Raw genomic sequence first — 15,509 nt, 5'->3', positions numbered from 1 at the left:
GCTCAGTCGAGCGGCATGCGAAAGCCGACCACGCCCGGGTCTTCCGTGGGCGTGACGGTGAAGCCGCAGGCGCGCGCGAGGCCGATCATCGGCGCGTTCTCGCGCAGCGCCTCGCCGAGCAGCCAGTGCGTGCCGCGCGAGCGCACGTACTCGATGATGCGCGACATCAACAAGCGGCCAAGGCCGCCGCGCTTGAGATTCGACAGAATCGCGACCGCGAACTCGGCGGTCTCGTTGTCCGGATCGGCCACGGCGCGCACCACACCCAGCGTGCGCGGCTGGCCGTCCTCGCCATGCACCACCGCAATCAGCGCCATCTCGCGGTCGTAGTCGATTTGCGTCATGCGTGCGAGTTGCGTGTGATCGAAGCTGCGCACCGCCGAGAAGAAGCGCAGGCGCAAGTCGTCGGGTGTCATCGACTCGACGAACGTGCGGTGCATCTCCTCGTCTTCGGGACGGATCGGGCGGATCGTGAGGCGCTCGCCGTGCCAGTCGATGGTTTCTTCGAGCCGCCGCGGATACGGCATGATCGCGAAGCGGCTGCGCTTTTCCGCGAGCTGCAGGCAGGGCGCGACGACCACGACCGCCTCGGGCAGCACACGCAGCGTCAGACGCAAGCCCACGATTTCCCGCACCTCGCACACGAACTGCGATAGCTCGGTGAGCGCGGCCAGCGTCGGCTCGGGCGCCGCGTAGCGCGCATAGGGCGAGTGCGCGACGATGTCGCGCGAGAGCACGGGGTTCAGTGGCGGCAGGCTGTACACGCGCAGCGGCGGCGAAAAGTCGTCCGGCGAAGGCGCGGCGAAACGGAACACCGGGCCGAAGTTGTCGTCGTCGCGAAACTCGACCGACACATCCACCACGGGCTTCACACCGGGTTCGTCCTGCGCCTGCGTGGCGAGCCCGAACAAGGCCAGCAGTCTGCCCGCCTCCTCCCCTTTCAGCTCCGTGCGCCCGGCCGCCAGCGCCGCGCGCGCTTCGCCGTGCGCGGCCTCGATCGCGGCCGGGCCCTGCGCGGGCATGGTCTCCGGCGTCTGCATCAAGAGCTCGCGGCCCAGCCGGTAATCGACGAGACGGGCAAACGCGCGCGCCAGGCGCCGCGGCGTGGTGTGTACCGGAATGCCGTGCGCGTGCAGTTCGTCGCGCGTGGTTTCGTCCACCCCGCCGAAGAAGCACGCGAGCATGCCGCGATACGCGAAACGCTGTTGCTCGATCAGCGTGCGCGCCACCGCGTCCACCGGCGCGCTGTGGGTGGGCGCGTGCACGACGAACGCCGTGCCGCTCGAGCGGTGCGTGGCAAGCGTTTGCAGCGCGAGGCCGAAGTGCTCGGGCTTCGCGGTGTCGCCGAGCACGAGCGGATTGCCGGCCTGCGCGTGCGGCAGCGCGGCCTGGACGGCCGCCAGCGCTTCGTCGTTCCAGCGGGCGAGCGTGTCGCCGGCTTTCATGAAGGCGTCGCGCGCAAGTGTCGCCACGCCGCGGTCGCTCGTGATGAGCGTGGCCGTGTCGCTCGCGGCCACGCGGCCCACGCCGAGCGTTTCGATTTCGTCGAGCAGGTCGTCGAGCGTGTCGACGCGCACGAGACCCGCGCGCCGGAACGCCGCCGTGTAGAGCGCATCGCCCTTGTCGTCGCGGCCGCTTCTCAGCGCGAGCACAGGCTTGTTGCGCGCCGCCGCGCGCGCCGCCGACATGAACTTGCGCGCCGCGCGGATCGTGTCCACTTCGAGCAGGATCGCGCGCGTGCTCGGGTCGCTCGCGAGGTAGTCGAGCACGTCGCCCACGTCGACGTCGGCTTCGTCGCCGAGCGCGATCACGTGCGAAAAGCCCAGGCCGCGCGGCGCGGCCCAGCGCAGCACCGCGTTGGTGAGCGCGTTGGACTGCGACACCCAGGCCACGCCGCCCTTGCGCGCAATCGACGCTGCCGCGCCCAGCTGCGCGTTGAGCGCGGGCGTGAGCGCGCCGAGACTGCCGGGGCCGACGATGCGCAGCAGATGCGGGCGCGCCGCCGCCAGTGCGTGGCGCAGGTCGGCCTGATCGGCCTCGTCGCTCGCCTCGCCGACGATGATCGCCGCGCGCGTGCCCATGCCGCCCAAGCGATGCACGAGCGCGGGCCACGTGGCGGGCCGCGTGCAGATGATGGCGACGCCGGGCGCCTCGGGCAGGTCGCTTGCGTCGGCGAGCACGGGCCGGCCGTCGAAGGCTTCGAAGTCGCCCGCATGGCGCGGATTGACGGCCCACAGCGGGCTCGTGAAGCCGCCTTCGATCAGCCGCCGCCATACCATGCTGCCGATGCTGCCGGGGCGCTGCGAAGCGCCGATCACGGCCACGGATTTCGGCTGGAACACTGCATCGAGATTGCGTACGGTCACAGGCACTCCTCGTCGGTCGGACAGGCGCTTGCCATAGAGGCGAACGCCGGTTTGTCGTCTTTTACCGTTACGAGAAGAGGATAGGGCAAGCGCGCAGGCGCTGCGCGTATTTCGCCCGGCGCCTATGAGCGCAGATGCGGCGGCATGGCGCCGCACGCCGCCCTGGGCGTGTGGCACCAGGATGCACGAGAAGGACTTTGCCTGGTTTGTGAACGCGGCGCGAGCGCGCCGTGTGTGTTACATCGACTTGCGGAACGGCGCGCCCGAATGCTCGCGCAGCTCGTTGAACACGATCTTCGGCCAGGCCTTTTGCGCGACCTCGATTTCGGAGACGTGCGAGGCGAGATAGGTCGGCGCGTTCGACGCGTCGTAGGCCATGCGGGCCTCGTACGAATCGGTGAAGCGGCGCAGCTCGGCGGGATCGTCGCAGGTCACCCAGCGCGAGAGGCGATAGCGCGCGGGCATCAGGCGCACCGCAACCTTGTACTCGGCCGCGAGGCGGTGCGACACCACTTCGAACTGCAGCTGGCCGACCGCGCCCAGGATCGTCGCGCCGCCGTGGATCGGGCGGAACACCTGGATCGCGCCCTCTTCGCCAAGCTGCTTGAGCGCTTCGCCCAGTTGCTTCGCGCGCATCGGATCGACCACTTCGATGGTCTGGAAGATTTCCGGCGCGAAGAACGGCAGACCCGTGAATTGCAGGTCTTCGCCTTCGGTGAGCGTGTCGCCGAGGCTCAGCGTGCCGTGGTTAGGAATACCGATGATGTCGCCAGGGTACGCCTCGGCCACGGTCTCGCGGCGCTGCGACAGGAAGCTCACCACGTTGTTCGCGCGGAAGGTCTTGTTGTTGCGCGTGACCTTCAGCTGCATGCCGCGCTCGAAATGGCCCGAACACACGCGGATGAACGCCACGCGGTCGCGGTGCGCGAGGTCCATGTTGGCCTGCACCTTGAACACGACGCCCGTGAACTTCGGCTCTTCTGGCGAGACCGGTCGCTGCACGGCCATCCGCGGCGACGGCGGCGGCGCGAGATCGACCAGCGCGTCGAGAATTTCCTTCACGCCGAAGTTGTTGATCGCCGAGCCGAACAGCACCGGCGACTGCTCGCCCGCGAGGAAGGCGTCGCGATCGAAGGTGGGCGTCGCGCCCGTGATCAGCTCGACTTCTTCCTTGGTGCGCTTCCAGTGATAGCCGAAGCGCGCTTCGCCATCGGCGTCGCTGATGTGCTGCAGCGTTTCCACCGCGCCGCCCAGCGACTCCTGACCCGCGCGGAACACGCGTACCTGGTCGCGCTGGATGTCGTACACGCCCTGGAACTCCTTGCCCATCCCGATGGGCCAGGTGAACGGCACGGCAGCCACGCCCAGGTGCTGCTCGATTTCGTCGAGCAGGTCGAGCGGCTCGCGCACTTCGCGGTCGAGCTTGTTGATGAACGTGAGAATGGGCGTCTTGCGGCTGCGGCAGACTTCGAGCAGCTTGAGCGTTTGCGCTTCCACGCCGTTCGCGCCGTCGATCACCATCACGGCGGCGTCGACCGCCGTGAGCACGCGGTACGTGTCTTCCGAGAAGTCCTCGTGGCCCGGCGTGTCGAGCAGATTGATGACCGCGTCGCCGTACTCGAACTGCATGACCGAACTGGCGACCGAGATGCCACGCTGCTTTTCGATCTCCATCCAGTCGGAGGTCGCGAAGCGGCCGCTCTTCTTGCCCTTCACGGTGCCCGCGATCTGGATCGCGCCCGAAAACAGCAGCAACTTTTCGGTGAGCGTGGTCTTGCCCGCGTCCGGGTGAGAAATGACCGCGAACGTGCGGCGGCGTCTGAGTTCGGCTACTGACATGGATAGGGCGGGTATCACAGATGAATTCGGGCAACCGGGCCGCGCGGCGGGGGTTGCGGCGAGCGCGGCGGCGCTTGCGGGCGCGTTTTCAAGCAACGCTTACGGCGCGTGCGGCGAGCAGTGCGCTGCCTGCGACGCACGGCAAATAGCACGAGCGATCGGGAATGTCCCGCGGATGCCCGCGCAAAAAAGCGAAAAGGCGCCGGGACCGAATGATACACGGCATTCGCCCCGCCGACTAAAGGTTTGATGGGGTTCGAACGGGTTAGACGCGCTGGTTCGCGCCGCGTTGGCAAAGGTGAGCTTTTACAGGACCTCGATGCGAGCGCACCGTCGACAGCTTCGTGCACCCGCCGCGCTCGCGAGACGCCCCCGTTTTCACGAGAATTTCCTTTCGCCACAGACATGCAAGCGCTGCGTGAGCGTCCTGGTCCCGCTCGTTGCGGCATGCCGCTGCGCGCCGCGCGGGACCTGAGGTGAGCTTTTTCGGGACTCGATACGGTGCGGCCGTCACGGCGGGTGCTGCGCATCCCTTGGTGCAACGGCCTGGCAGGAATTGGCCCGTTATTCCTTGATGAGGAAGCGTTCGCGGTTCTTGCCCGCCAGCCAGCCCGGCGCGCGGCCACGGCCGCTCCAGGTCTCGCCGGTTTTCGGGTTCATGTAGCGGGCCGGCAGCGCCTTCTTGCGCGCGGGGCCTGCACGTCGGCTCGTGAAGCCCAGTTCTTCCGCGGTGATGTCGTACTCCGCGATTTTTTCCTTGATCTCGGCGATCGCCTGGTCAATTTCCTTTTCACGCGCCGCAGCCACTTCCTTGTGAAGCTTCTCCAGCTGGGCGGTCAGTTGCTTGTAGCTCGGCATGAAAACGCATCTCCAGTTCGGTCAAGAGAGTGCCATTGTGACCGGTTTGGAGCCCGTGCGACGATGCAGGCGCGCATTTTTACAACGCTATCGCAAACGTTGGCGTTACCGTTCGCGTTGCCCAAGCGATTCGTGCGACAGACGGCTTTCGAGCGCGCGCAGCGCTTCGTTGAGCCGCTTCACGCGCTGCACCTGCGAAGGCACGAGGTTCTCGCCGGAAACCGACTCGAGCCGGCCGCGCCAATAAGAGAGCGGAATACGGTCGCGCCCCGAGAGCCGCCCGATGATATGTTCGAGATGCTCAATGTCCTTTTCGAGTTGGTGATGATTCATCGCTGCCCCCGGTAATGACAAGTTTTATCGAGCGCGCACAAATAGCGCGCACTCACTTTCGTCGCATCGCCGCTTTTCCGCACGCCGCGGATAATCGGTCGGTTTGGTAATCGCGCCGGCTGACCGTGCTAAATGCACGCCGCAGCGGATTGACTGCTTTTGTTCGTACTGTCAGACCAGAATAAAGCCAGCGCGACCGGCTATCCGTTGGATACCGCACGGAATTCCAGAGGCCGCTCGTCCACGCTCGCGGTTGTATCCGCATCCATATCGAAAGGCAGATTAACGGGGGCTATTGCGCCTGTATATTCCTCAATTGTGGAACGCTATGCGGAGCGCATTTTGCTGCCATCAGTCTTTCACAATACGAACAACGAGAATGGCGTGAAAACAAACGAATCACAATACGATCGCCTGCTGCACCTTATTTACGACACACTCGATAATCCTTGCGCCTGGAAGGATTTTTGCGCGCAATTGCGCGAAGCGACTGGGGTGGCGTCAGTTCATCTGTACGCCTTTGACCGGCAGCGCGATCTATTTTCCTGGAGCGACGGTTTCGCACTCACCGGCGCGGAACCGCTGGAGCGCATCCGGCCGCTGTACCGCGACGATGCGCGCCTGGCATGGCTGCGCGCTTACCCGCCGGGCAAGTGGCTGCATTGCGGCATCGAGCTCGACTGCGCGGACGGCGACTGCTCAGCCGGGTTCGAGCTCTGCCCGCTCGAGGCAGGCCATCGCTGCGCGGCGCTGTGCAAGCTGATCGAACAGAACGGCCTCGCCGTTATGCTCGCGTGCCGTGTGGACGCCCAGGCCGGGCCGCTCCCGGGCGAGCACCGCGAGCTGCTCGAGCGGCTCACGCCGCACCTCGTGCGCGCGGTGCGCCTGTACCTGCGCCGCTTTGCCTTGAACGCCGACACGCTTGCAAACCGCTCACGTCCGCCAGCCATGCTCGTGAGCGCGCTGGGCGAGGTGCTCCATAGCAACGAGGCCGCACAGCGGCTCCTGAAGGCGACCTCGCTCGTGCGGGTGCGCGGTCGGCGCATCACGCTCGCGGCGCCCTATCACGCGCGCCTGCTCGAGGACATCGCCGTGAGCGAGGCGCGCCTGCGCAACCGCATGAGCGGCGCGCGGGCTGCGGCGGCGCGCTTTCGCGCGTTGCGTATCGTAGGGGCTGCCGACGGCACGCTCGCGCCGGATGCGCCCGATGCTGCGGCCGCAACGGACCCGCATGGCCAAACCCATGATGGGCGGGGCCGCGCGCAGGCCTCGGCGAGCCAGCAGGAGGTGCTCTACGCGTTCTACAACGTGGTGACGGCCGACGACGCCTCGGTCCCGGAATTGCGCGCTTTCGCGGCGCTGACCTTCTATCACCCGCGCTCCGCGCCGCTGGTCGACGAGCGGGTGCTCGCGACGGCCTTCGATCTCTCGCCGGCCGAATGCCGTATTGCGCTGCTGCTTGCGGAAGGTCTCACGCAAAAGGAAATCGCCGCGCACGTCGGCGTGAAGCACGACACCGTGCGCAAACAATTGCAATCGATCTTTCAGAAGACGGCGACGCGCCGCCAGCCCGACCTGCTGCGCCTTTTGCTGAACCTGCCGGCGCGCGGACCGAGCGCCGCCGCCGAGGGCTGAGCGGGGCGCGAGAGGCTTATTGGGCCTTGCGGCAGGCGAACACGAGCGTGTAGTTGCCGTTGTCGGTCGAGGTCGCGACGGTGTCGTAGCCTGCGCCGGCGCAACGGGCACGCGCCTGCTGCGCGCAGGAATCGCGATCGCCCGAGGCCGGGCATTGCACCTGGATCGTCGGACGGCCGTCCGACAGGAACAGCGGCGGCCCGCTGCTGCACGCAGCCAGCCCTGCGATCAAGGTCAACGCGCACGCCGCGAACGGCAATCTGCGCAAACGGAACAACGACGAACCAGGACGAGTCATTTGGAGCACCCCTACGGGCTTCTAGTTTTTCGACGTTGCGATTGTGCCATGCCGCGAGCCATGTGCGATGCATCGCCGCGAGTGCCGCGCGCACGCGCTCAGGGCGCGGTCGAGAGCGTCTTGTACGGCAGCGCGCCTCGCGCGTCCGAACTCACGCGCACGAAGACCTGCTCGACGTCGGGAATCGCGGCGAGCCGGCGCTCGAGCGCCGCGCTGTCGAAGCCCGGGCCCACGCAGCCTTCCGCGTAGACGAAACGGCGCTGCACCGTGATCCAGATGCTCGTGCCCGCAAACAGGGCATCGCCTTGCAGTTGCTGGCGAATCGCCGCTGCAATGTCCGCATCGTAAAGATACGAGTTCGGCTTCGAGCACTTGTGCGCGAGCCAGCAGGTCGTGCCGCGCTCCACGCGATAGTGGGCGTCGTCGTCGGCTTCGGCTTTCGTCATCAGCGGGCCGAGCGGCTGCGGACAGGCGCTGATCGCGTTCGACAGCGCGAAGAACGGGTCGTTGTACCAGTTCTTGCGCTGGGTATCCGGCGCGTTCGTCGTGTTCTCGGCCTTTGAGCCGGGCGCGGAAGCGCCGGCTTGCGATTGTGCGAACGCTGCGCCCGCCCAAATGCCCGCGAAAACGCCCACGCAAACAAGCGCCGCCGCAAGCCGCGCTGTCTGCACCGCCCGCACGCGCCACGCACCTGGCCCGCCATTACCGATTGCACTCATTGACTGGCACCTCTGCGGCTCGCTCTTCTGCGCAACGATAGGACCGAGCGGCCACGCTCGCAATAACGAGATAAATCCTTTCGTTACAATCGCTGCGACGCACCACGGCCTCGCCGCACGAAAGGACGCAGCGAAAGCCATCACACACGCAGCAAGCTGAATCGCGCAACGCGATCGATCCGCAGGAGACTCCATGTCGTTTGTTATCGTTCTCGCCGCCCTCGCGTTCCTCATGCTTGCCGCGTACCGCGGCTACAGCGTGATTCTCTTCGCGCCCATCGCCGCGCTCGCCGCGGTCCTCCTCACCGAGCCCGCCGCTGTTGCACCCGTCTTCTCGGGCATCTTCATGGAAAAGATGGTGGGCTTCGTGAAGCTCTACTTTCCTGTGTTCCTGCTCGGCGCGGTATTTGGCAAGGTGATCGAACTATCGGGATTTTCCGAGGCAATCGTGCACGCCGCCATCCGCTATATCGGCCGCTCGCGCGCCAACGCCGTGATCGTCGCCGTCTGCGCGCTGCTCACTTACGGCGGCGTTTCGCTCTTCGTAGTGGTGTTCGCCGTCTACCCGTTCGCAGCCGAACTCTATCGCCAGAGCGATATTCCGAAGCGCCTCATGCCGGGCGCCATTGCGCTCGGCGCCTTTTCGTTCACGATGGATTCGCTGCCCGGCACGCCGCAGATCCAGAACATCATTCCCACGACGTTCTTCAAGACCACCGCGTGGGCCGCGCCTGCGCTCGGCGTGACCGGTTCGCTCTTCATCATCGTGGTGGGCCTCTCGTACCTCGAATGGCGCCGCCGCAGCGCGATGTCGAAAGGCGAAGGCTACGGCACCTCGCTCGTGAACGAGCCGGAACACGTGAAAACCGAGCACCTGCCCAACCCGCTGCTCGCCGTCGCGCCGCTCGTGCTGGTGGGCGTGGCGAACTTCCTGCTCACGCACTGGATTCCCGTCTGGTACGGCGACACCGTGACCGTGCCGCCCGAAGTGCTGCCCGGCATTCATACGCCGGTCACGGCCACCGTCAAGCAGGTCGTGGCGATCTGGGCGGTTCAGGGCGCGCTGCTCGCGGGTATCGTGCTCGTGATCGTCACGGCGTTCGGCCGCGTGAAAGACCGCTTCGCGAACGGCACGAAGGCGGCCGTGGCCGGGGCGCTGCTGGCTTCGATGAATACCGCCTCGGAATACGGCTTCGGCGGCGTGATTGCGGCGCTGCCCGGATTCATCGTCGTGAGCGATGCGCTCAAGAGCATTCCGAATCCGCTCGTGAACGCCGCCATTTCGGTGAGCGCGCTCGCGGGTATCACGGGGTCGGCATCGGGCGGCATGAGCATCGCGCTCGCGGCCATGTCGGATCTCTTCATCAAAAACGCACAGGCAGCGCATATTCCGATGGAAGTGCTGCACCGCGTGGTGGCCATGGCCAGCGGCGGCATGGACACGCTGCCGCACAATGGCGCGGTCATCACGCTGCTCGCGGTTACGGGGCTCACGCACCGCGAGTCGTATCGGGACATTTTTGCGGTGACGGTGATCAAGACGCTGGCCGTCTTCTTCGTCATCGCTGTGTACTATGCGACGGGGATTGTTTGAATTTCTTTCTCCGGAAACTCAAGTTGCAGCGTGTCCAAATCATCCGAAACAAGGGCGGCAAACCCGTGCCGCCCTGCCCGCCCCGATTTCATTCAGAAAAGTCCTCCGGAATTTCCTTTGCCGCGCTCTGATAAAGAATCATCACGAGAGGAATTCTGGGCTCTGCCGTGGCGTCGGTTCGTCGTCCCGTCACCTCGCCCGTGACTTCGGTCGTATACTCCGCGACCACTTCGCCAAAGGTATTGCGCTGGATTGCCACTTTCTGGCCCGCCTTTACCTTGTCATTGACTTTGACCAGCAGTTCGACGAATCCACCGTGCGTCGACATGACTGAGTGGCCGCTGTTGCCGACGAAGGTCCCGACGTCTCGCCCAGTGCGCCCCATCGGACCCGATACGATGTTGTAGCGCTTGAGCACGTTCATCGTGCCTTCGACGAACGACGGAATCATGTCGAAATCGAAAACGCGCGCGGAACCGATCTCGGGCGTGATTGCGGGAATCCCCACGTTGATGAATGCATTGGCAAGCAGCGTGGGATAGGCGGGGTTGTCGAAGATCTGCTTGATCGGAAAAAGCTCCGCCATGGCTCGCGCCTCCGGCAATTCCATTCTGGCCAGATTGAAGGACGTCAAATCCATGCCGGTCGTGGCCGTATGAAAATCGAGTGCGTAGTCGGTGTTCGGCCTCAACAGCCGGTTGAACAGCAGTCCCGCATGCCGGCTCGGCGCGCTGCCGCCATTCTCGTTGCCCGGCCATTCGCGGTTGATGTCGATGAGGCCGATTCCAAGTGCGGAATTGGGCCATCTGCGCTCCATTGCCTCGAGCGCGGGGCGCGATACGTCGAGCACCGCCAGCACGGTGCCTGACATCTGCGCGGGGTCGAGCTGGCTTATCACGCTGTGGATGGTATGCACGGGGCTCATTTCATCGCCATGCACCCCGCTGATCAGCGCGACGCGCTTGCCCGGCTTCGCACCGTGGACAACGATCACCGACACATACCAGTTCTGCCCCGTCGGCATTTGCACGCCCTGAAAGTAGAACTTGTGTGTCTTGCCACGCTCGAGGTCGCCGACGTCGAGCGCGCTGATGACCTTCTTTGCCTGGATCACATCGCCGGTATAAACCGTCCCCGTCCCTTGCGGGCCCCCGGCGGTCGGCGCATTGGCGCCTTGGGCATTTGCGGCCTCGCTTTGCGAGACCAATGCGGATGTTGCGCCGACCAGCGCAACGGCCTTCTTCATGAAGTCGCGACGAGCGACAACATCTTCCGATTCGTCTTGCATGATGGCGAGGTCCTGACGTAGTGGGGAGAGATCAGTCAACGGCGCCTCACGGATTACCGGTTACCGCGAATGGCATTGCGATAATGCCGGCTACGCTGGCGGCCGCCAGGCACTCTGTGGGGACTCGTGCCGCCGCCGATTACGGCGACTGTCGGTCAGTTCAGAACATCTGCTAACGTCTGCATTCGTTTCCGACTAGTGACTTCGAACAGGCCTCCTGCTCAGCCTTTCGAAGCTCGCCGCCAAAACCGCGCTCCCGCCTTTCGCACGTCTGCGAGGGCGCGTCGACATGCATTCTCCCCCGAAGCGCGGAAGCTTGCTTCCCCCATGCGAAAGCCCCCCTCAGAGCAGTTCAGCTGACCCGCCGGGGCCCCTGCGGCCCACTTCAGCACTGCCGCCCCTGTCGTACGTGCGCCTTCGTACATTCCTGACCTCGCAATCCGGAACGCAGAAGCTATATTTGTAGACCTGATGTTCGGCACGCGCATCGCACGCCATGCCGCATCGGCTGAGTTAACGCACCGGACAATAATCAGGATAGCGAACAAATGTTCCGTGGATAGCGACTGAATTGCCTGTGAGGAGCCGGCGATGTCCAAAACGATAGTCTTTTGCGCAGACGGCACGTGGAACGGCCCCGAAGATCCGGCAGGAAAAGGCGACGGTGCCGCGCCTGACGCCGCGGCAGGGTGCCAGCCGGGACTGACCAACGTATGCAAGCTTTTCGCGTGGCTCGATGGAAACCTGCTGCCCGAAGGAAGCAACTGGGGTGGCCTCGAGATGGAAAAGGCGCTTGCAGACGCCAACGGCACACCCGTACAGATCGCGAAATACATTCACGGCGTCGGAAATTCCCAGCAACTGCTCGATAAAGTCGCTGGCGGCGCATTCGGGGTCGGCGTCGTCGCTCGAATCGCGCGCGGCTATACGTATATTTCGCGCAATTTCGAGCCCGGCGACGGCATCGTGATCGTCGGATTCAGCCGCGGCGCGTACACTGCGCGAGCCCTTGCGGGACTGATTGCGGGACAGGGTCTGCTTCGGCCGGATCTCGCCGCGATCGACGATCAGAAACGTTACGACACCGCGGTGGCAGCGTGGTATCGATGGAGACACGGCCACGAAACGACGTTCCAGAAGATCGCAGACTGCGTGACGGAGTTCTTGACGATCCATCGCGCCTTCTCCAACCCGAAGCCTTTGGACGCCAACTCGTTCGTGAACGCAAAAGTCACCGCCGTGGCGGTTTGGGATACGGTCGGTTCACTCGGCATTCCCATCTACTACGAGGGTTCCGCCATCGATCTGTTCCGGTTCTGCGATCTGACGCTCAACCCGGACATTGGCCTCGGCGTGCACGCGGTTTCGCTCGACGAGCAACGCAGACCGTTCGAACCGACCTTGTGGAATCCCAACCCGAACGTGACGCAAGCGCTCTTTCCCGGCGGTCATTGCGATGTCGGCGGCGGCTACCCCGATCACGGCCTCTCCGACGGCCCGCTAGTCTGGATCGTCGACAGGTTGCAGCACACTGACGTGGGATTGAAGGTCGCCCTTCATCCGCCCGTTGCCGTCCAGTCCAACCCCTTGGGGCCGCGACACCGCGAATGGGTAGAGGACCGTGCCTGGCTGGCCGCCGGAGTGGGACCGCGGGCGTTCCCGGCAGGCATGGTCGTCAACGACAACATACGGCAGCGGATGAACGGTCAACCCGAAGATCTTTTTGGAGCCAACGGCCAGCAGCCGAACTACTCACCGGGTAACTTGCCCGCACGCTAAGCGCAATGTCTTCCGCAGACCGAACGCTCGCAGCGCGCCCTACACTTCGAGCCATTCCTGGCGAACGCGCACATCGGCCTTCAACTGCTGCGGCGTCCCCTCGAACACGATCTGGCCGTGCCCCATGACGTACACGCGCTGCGAGATATCGAGCGCGATGGCCTGCTTCTGCTCGACGAGCAGCACCGAAATACCGCGCGCCTTCAGCGTCTTCAGGTACTCGCCCACCTGCGCGACGACGAGGGGCGCGAGCCCTTCGGTCGGCTCGTCGATGATGATGAGGTCGGGGTCGCCCATGAGCGTGCGGCACAGCGTCAGCATCTGCTGCTCGCCGCCGGACAGCAGGCCCGCTGGCGTGTCCTCGCGCTCCTTCAGGCGCGGGAACATCCGGTACATGTCGTCGAACTGCCAGCGCGCCTTCTGGCGCGAACGGATGCGCTTTTCGCCGAGCATCAGGTTCTGCCGCACGGTGAGCGTCGGGAAGATATCGCGGTTCTCCGGCACGTAGCCGATGCCCCGGTGCGCAACCTCGAAGGTGCGCAGTCCGCGCACTTCCTCGCCGCGCAGCAGAATCTGCCCCTCGCACCGCACGAGCCCCATGATGGCTTTGGCGAGCGTCGAGCGGCCCACGCCGTTGCGTCCGAGCAAGGCGACGATCTCGCCCTCGCCCACCTGCATCTCGACGCCGTGCAGGATATGGCTCTTGCCGTAGTACGCATGCAGGTCGCGCACCTGAAGCATGGAATTCGCGGTCGCCATCAATGTGCACCTGCGGGTTCGTCCAGCGTGGTGCCCAGATAGGCTTCCTTCACGCGGCGGTTGTTACGGATGGCTTGTGGCGTGTCCGTGGCGATCACCTCGCCGTACACGAGCACCGAGATGCGGTCGGCGAGGCCGAAGACGACGCTCATGTCGTGCTCGACCATCACCAGCGTCTTGCCGACGGTGACCCGGCGAATCAGCTCCACCGCATGATCCGACTCCGAGCGGCTCATGCCCGCCGTGGGTTCGTCGAGCAGGATGACTTCGGCGCCGCCCGCGATCGTGATGCCGATTTCGAGGGCGCGCTGCTCGGCGTAGGTCAGCAGTCCGGCAAGCGTGTCGTGGCGGCCCTGCAGGCCGATCAGTTCGAGCACTTCTTCGGCGCGCTCGCGCGCGTCGCGCAATTGCTCGAGCCGATGCCAGAACGAATACCGGTAGCCGAGCGACCACAACACGGAGCAGCGCACATTCTCGAACACCGAAAGGCGATGAAAAATGTTCGTCACCTGAAAGCTGCGCGAGAGCCCCATGCGGTTGATCTTGTACGGCGGCAGCCCGCCGATCTCGACGCCGTTGAGTTTGACCGTGCCTGAACTCGGCGCCATGCGCCCCGAAATCAGGTTGAACGTGGTCGACTTGCCCGCGCCGTTGGGACCGATCAGCGCATGACGCTCGCCCTGCGCGATACTCAGGTCGACGCCGCGAATGATCTCGGTGCGCCCGAAATTCTTGCGCACGTCACGCAATTCCAGTGCGGCCGTCATACGTTGCTCCCCGCGATTTCCCGTTGCACGCCGTCCCACGCGTCGCGCACCCGCGCGCCCGCGAGGCGTCCCGCCTGTGCGCCCACGGCCCACAGCACCGCGGCGACAGCCCAGGGCTTCCACGACGCCGCATCGAAGTTCAGGCCGAAGAACGCCATGGCCGTGCCGTTGTCGCTATCGATCTGCACCTTGTAGACGAGTTCGACCGTCAGCACGAGCGCCGCAAGCAGAATCATCCCGGCGCCCAGCGCCGCCGCATAGGACGGCAGCATGCGATGCAGCTTGCGAACCGCAATGAGAGGGACCTGCTTCATCAGCAGGCTCGACACGCCGCCCGGCACGTACATGACCACCAGCACGAAGAAAAGGCCGAGGTACAGCAACCATGCCGGCGTGAGATTGGACAACGCGACCGCGAATAGCACGAACAAGATGGAACCGATGATCGGCCCGAAGAAGAACGCCCCGCCGCCGATGAACGTCGCGAGCAGCACGCCGCCGGACTGTGCGGCGCCGACATTCTCCGCCGTCACGATTTCGAAGTCGATCACCGAGAGGCCGCCCGCAATGCCGGCGAAGAACGCCGAGAGGACCATCACGAAAAAACGTACGCGCTGCGTGTTGTAGCCGACGAATTCCGCACGCTCGGGATTGTCGCGCACGGCGTTGGCGATGCGGCCGAGCGGGGTCTGCGTCCATGCGTACATGGCGATCATCGACACGAGACACCACACCGCGATCAGGTAGTACACCTGGATCGCCGGGCCGTACGTGATGCCGAGCACCGCATGGCCAACCGTGCGATTGGTCGGCACCCCGCCTTCGCCGCCGAAAAAGCCGGGAAACATGAGCGAACTCGCCGCCACCATTTCGCCGATGCCGAGCGTGATCATCGCGAAGGTGGTGCCCGACTTGCGCGTGGTCACGTAGCCGAACAGCACGCCGAACAGCATGCCGCCGAGTCCGCCGACGAGGGGCAACATCGAAACGGGCAACGGGAAATGGTTCGCGCCGATCTGGTTGAGCACATGCGCCGCCACGAATGCGCCGAGCCCGGAGTACACCGCGTGCCCGAACGAGAGCATGCCGGTCTGCCCGAGCAACATGTTGTACGAGAGCGCGAAGATGATCATAATGCCCATCTGCGAGAGCAATGCGATCGCAAAGCCGCTGGAAAACACGAGCGGCAGCACCAGCATGATGAGCACCGTGGCGCCCCAGATGATCCAGCGCAGCGAATGCGCGGACTGCAGCCATCCGTGGCGTTGCATGGC

The 15,509-nt window shown here is 65.0% G+C and carries 13 protein-coding genes; 3 read left to right on the top strand and 10 right to left on the bottom strand.

The window, feature by feature from the left end; translation table 11 throughout:
• Positions 1 to 2: 2 nt before the first annotated feature.
• From ACOJB8_RS02205 to ACOJB8_RS02190, 4 genes are all read right to left on the bottom strand, one after another.
• Entirely contained in the window at positions 3 to 2,366 is a 2,364-nt protein-coding gene (locus tag ACOJB8_RS02205) for a bifunctional acetate--CoA ligase family protein/GNAT family N-acetyltransferase (RefSeq protein WP_475010878.1), read from the bottom strand.
• A 237-nt stretch (positions 2,367 to 2,603) separates the two neighbouring features.
• A complete protein-coding gene (locus tag ACOJB8_RS02200) occupies positions 2,604 to 4,205 on the bottom strand; it encodes a peptide chain release factor 3 (protein WP_069261446.1) in 1,602 nt (533 codons plus the stop codon).
• Positions 4,206 to 4,769: 564 nt separating this feature from the next.
• On the bottom strand, positions 4,770 to 5,063 hold the full coding sequence (locus tag ACOJB8_RS02195; protein ID WP_069261447.1) for an H-NS histone family protein: 294 nt from the start codon (positions 5,061 to 5,063) through the stop codon (positions 4,770 to 4,772).
• A gap of 105 nt (positions 5,064 to 5,168) precedes the next feature.
• On the bottom strand, positions 5,169 to 5,396 hold the full coding sequence (locus tag ACOJB8_RS02190) for a hypothetical protein (protein ID WP_069261448.1): 228 nt from the start codon (positions 5,394 to 5,396) through the stop codon (positions 5,169 to 5,171).
• Between the two features lie 384 nt (positions 5,397 to 5,780).
• Here ACOJB8_RS02190 and ACOJB8_RS02185 point away from each other — a divergent pair, with 384 nt between their 5' ends.
• On the top strand, positions 5,781 to 7,031 hold the full coding sequence (locus tag ACOJB8_RS02185; protein WP_475010876.1) for a helix-turn-helix transcriptional regulator: 1,251 nt from the start codon (positions 5,781 to 5,783) through the stop codon (positions 7,029 to 7,031).
• Positions 7,032 to 7,047: 16 nt separating this feature from the next.
• Here ACOJB8_RS02185 and ACOJB8_RS02180 read toward each other — a convergent pair whose 3' ends face one another.
• A complete protein-coding gene (locus tag ACOJB8_RS02180) occupies positions 7,048 to 7,329 on the bottom strand; it encodes a hypothetical protein (protein ID WP_475010873.1) in 282 nt (93 codons plus the stop codon).
• Positions 7,330 to 7,427: 98 nt separating this feature from the next.
• Positions 7,428 to 8,048, bottom strand: a complete 621-nt coding sequence (locus ACOJB8_RS02175) for a BON domain-containing protein (RefSeq protein ID WP_475010870.1) — start codon at positions 8,046 to 8,048, stop codon at positions 7,428 to 7,430.
• Between the two features lie 193 nt (positions 8,049 to 8,241).
• Between ACOJB8_RS02175 and ACOJB8_RS02170 the strand changes: the two genes are divergently transcribed.
• A complete protein-coding gene (locus ACOJB8_RS02170) occupies positions 8,242 to 9,642 on the top strand; it encodes a GntP family permease (protein WP_342946919.1) in 1,401 nt (466 codons plus the stop codon).
• Between the two features lie 88 nt (positions 9,643 to 9,730).
• On the opposite strand, the gene ACOJB8_RS02165 is transcribed toward ACOJB8_RS02170, so the two are convergent.
• Positions 9,731 to 10,930: a M14 family metallopeptidase gene (locus ACOJB8_RS02165; protein WP_406951560.1), complete on the bottom strand. Its 1,200-nt coding sequence runs from the start codon at positions 10,928 to 10,930 to the stop codon at positions 9,731 to 9,733.
• 591 nt (positions 10,931 to 11,521) lie between these two features.
• On the opposite strand from ACOJB8_RS02165, the gene ACOJB8_RS02160 reads away from it, so the two are divergent.
• Positions 11,522 to 12,709, top strand: a complete 1,188-nt coding sequence (locus ACOJB8_RS02160; protein ID WP_475010864.1) for a DUF2235 domain-containing protein — start codon at positions 11,522 to 11,524, stop codon at positions 12,707 to 12,709.
• 39 nt (positions 12,710 to 12,748) lie between these two features.
• Here ACOJB8_RS02160 and ACOJB8_RS02155 read toward each other — a convergent pair whose 3' ends face one another.
• From ACOJB8_RS02155 to ACOJB8_RS02145, 3 genes are read right to left on the bottom strand one after another with little or no spacing between them, the layout of a single operon-like run.
• The gene (locus ACOJB8_RS02155; RefSeq protein ID WP_475010860.1) at positions 12,749 to 13,468 is read right to left on the bottom strand and encodes an ABC transporter ATP-binding protein; all 720 of its coding nucleotides are present in this window, start codon (positions 13,466 to 13,468) and stop codon (positions 12,749 to 12,751) included.
• A complete protein-coding gene (locus ACOJB8_RS02150; protein WP_368616514.1) occupies positions 13,468 to 14,235 on the bottom strand; it encodes an ABC transporter ATP-binding protein in 768 nt (255 codons plus the stop codon). The genes ACOJB8_RS02155 and ACOJB8_RS02150 overlap by 1 nt, the downstream gene beginning before the upstream one ends.
• Positions 14,232 to 15,506, bottom strand: coding sequence for a branched-chain amino acid ABC transporter permease (locus ACOJB8_RS02145; protein ID WP_475010947.1), 1,275 nt, complete (start codon positions 15,504 to 15,506; stop codon positions 14,232 to 14,234). The genes ACOJB8_RS02150 and ACOJB8_RS02145 overlap by 4 nt, the downstream gene beginning before the upstream one ends.
• Positions 15,507 to 15,509: the final 3 nt, after the last annotated feature.

It is taken from the genome of Paraburkholderia sp. BR10141 (genome assembly GCF_056155635.1).
Note: the sequence above shows the minus strand (reverse complement) of the source record. Positions and strands in the feature narration are given on the sequence as shown.

Excerpts from the sequence above, each read along its gene's own strand:
- ACOJB8_RS02175 (WP_475010870.1), bottom strand. The coding sequence starts at position 8,048 with ATGAGTGCAATCGGTAATGGCGGGCCAGGTGCGTGGCGCGTGCGGGCG.
- ACOJB8_RS02150 (WP_368616514.1), bottom strand. The coding sequence starts at position 14,235 with ATGACGGCCGCACTGGAATTGCGTGACGTGCGCAAGAATTTCGGGCGC.
- ACOJB8_RS02190 (WP_069261448.1), bottom strand. The coding sequence starts at position 5,396 with ATGAATCATCACCAACTCGAAAAGGACATTGAGCATCTCGAACATATC.
- ACOJB8_RS02200 (WP_069261446.1), bottom strand. The coding sequence starts at position 4,205 with ATGTCAGTAGCCGAACTCAGACGCCGCCGCACGTTCGCGGTCATTTCT.
- ACOJB8_RS02145 (WP_475010947.1), bottom strand. The coding sequence starts at position 15,506 with ATGCAACGCCACGGATGGCTGCAGTCCGCGCATTCGCTGCGCTGGATC.
- ACOJB8_RS02195 (WP_069261447.1), bottom strand. The coding sequence starts at position 5,063 with ATGCCGAGCTACAAGCAACTGACCGCCCAGCTGGAGAAGCTTCACAAG.
- ACOJB8_RS02160 (WP_475010864.1), top strand. The coding sequence starts at position 11,522 with ATGTCCAAAACGATAGTCTTTTGCGCAGACGGCACGTGGAACGGCCCC.
- ACOJB8_RS02165 (WP_406951560.1), bottom strand. The coding sequence starts at position 10,930 with ATGCAAGACGAATCGGAAGATGTTGTCGCTCGTCGCGACTTCATGAAG.
- ACOJB8_RS02180 (WP_475010873.1), bottom strand. The coding sequence starts at position 7,329 with ATGACTCGTCCTGGTTCGTCGTTGTTCCGTTTGCGCAGATTGCCGTTC.
- ACOJB8_RS02155 (WP_475010860.1), bottom strand. The coding sequence starts at position 13,468 with ATGGCGACCGCGAATTCCATGCTTCAGGTGCGCGACCTGCATGCGTAC.
- ACOJB8_RS02170 (WP_342946919.1), top strand. The coding sequence starts at position 8,242 with ATGTCGTTTGTTATCGTTCTCGCCGCCCTCGCGTTCCTCATGCTTGCC.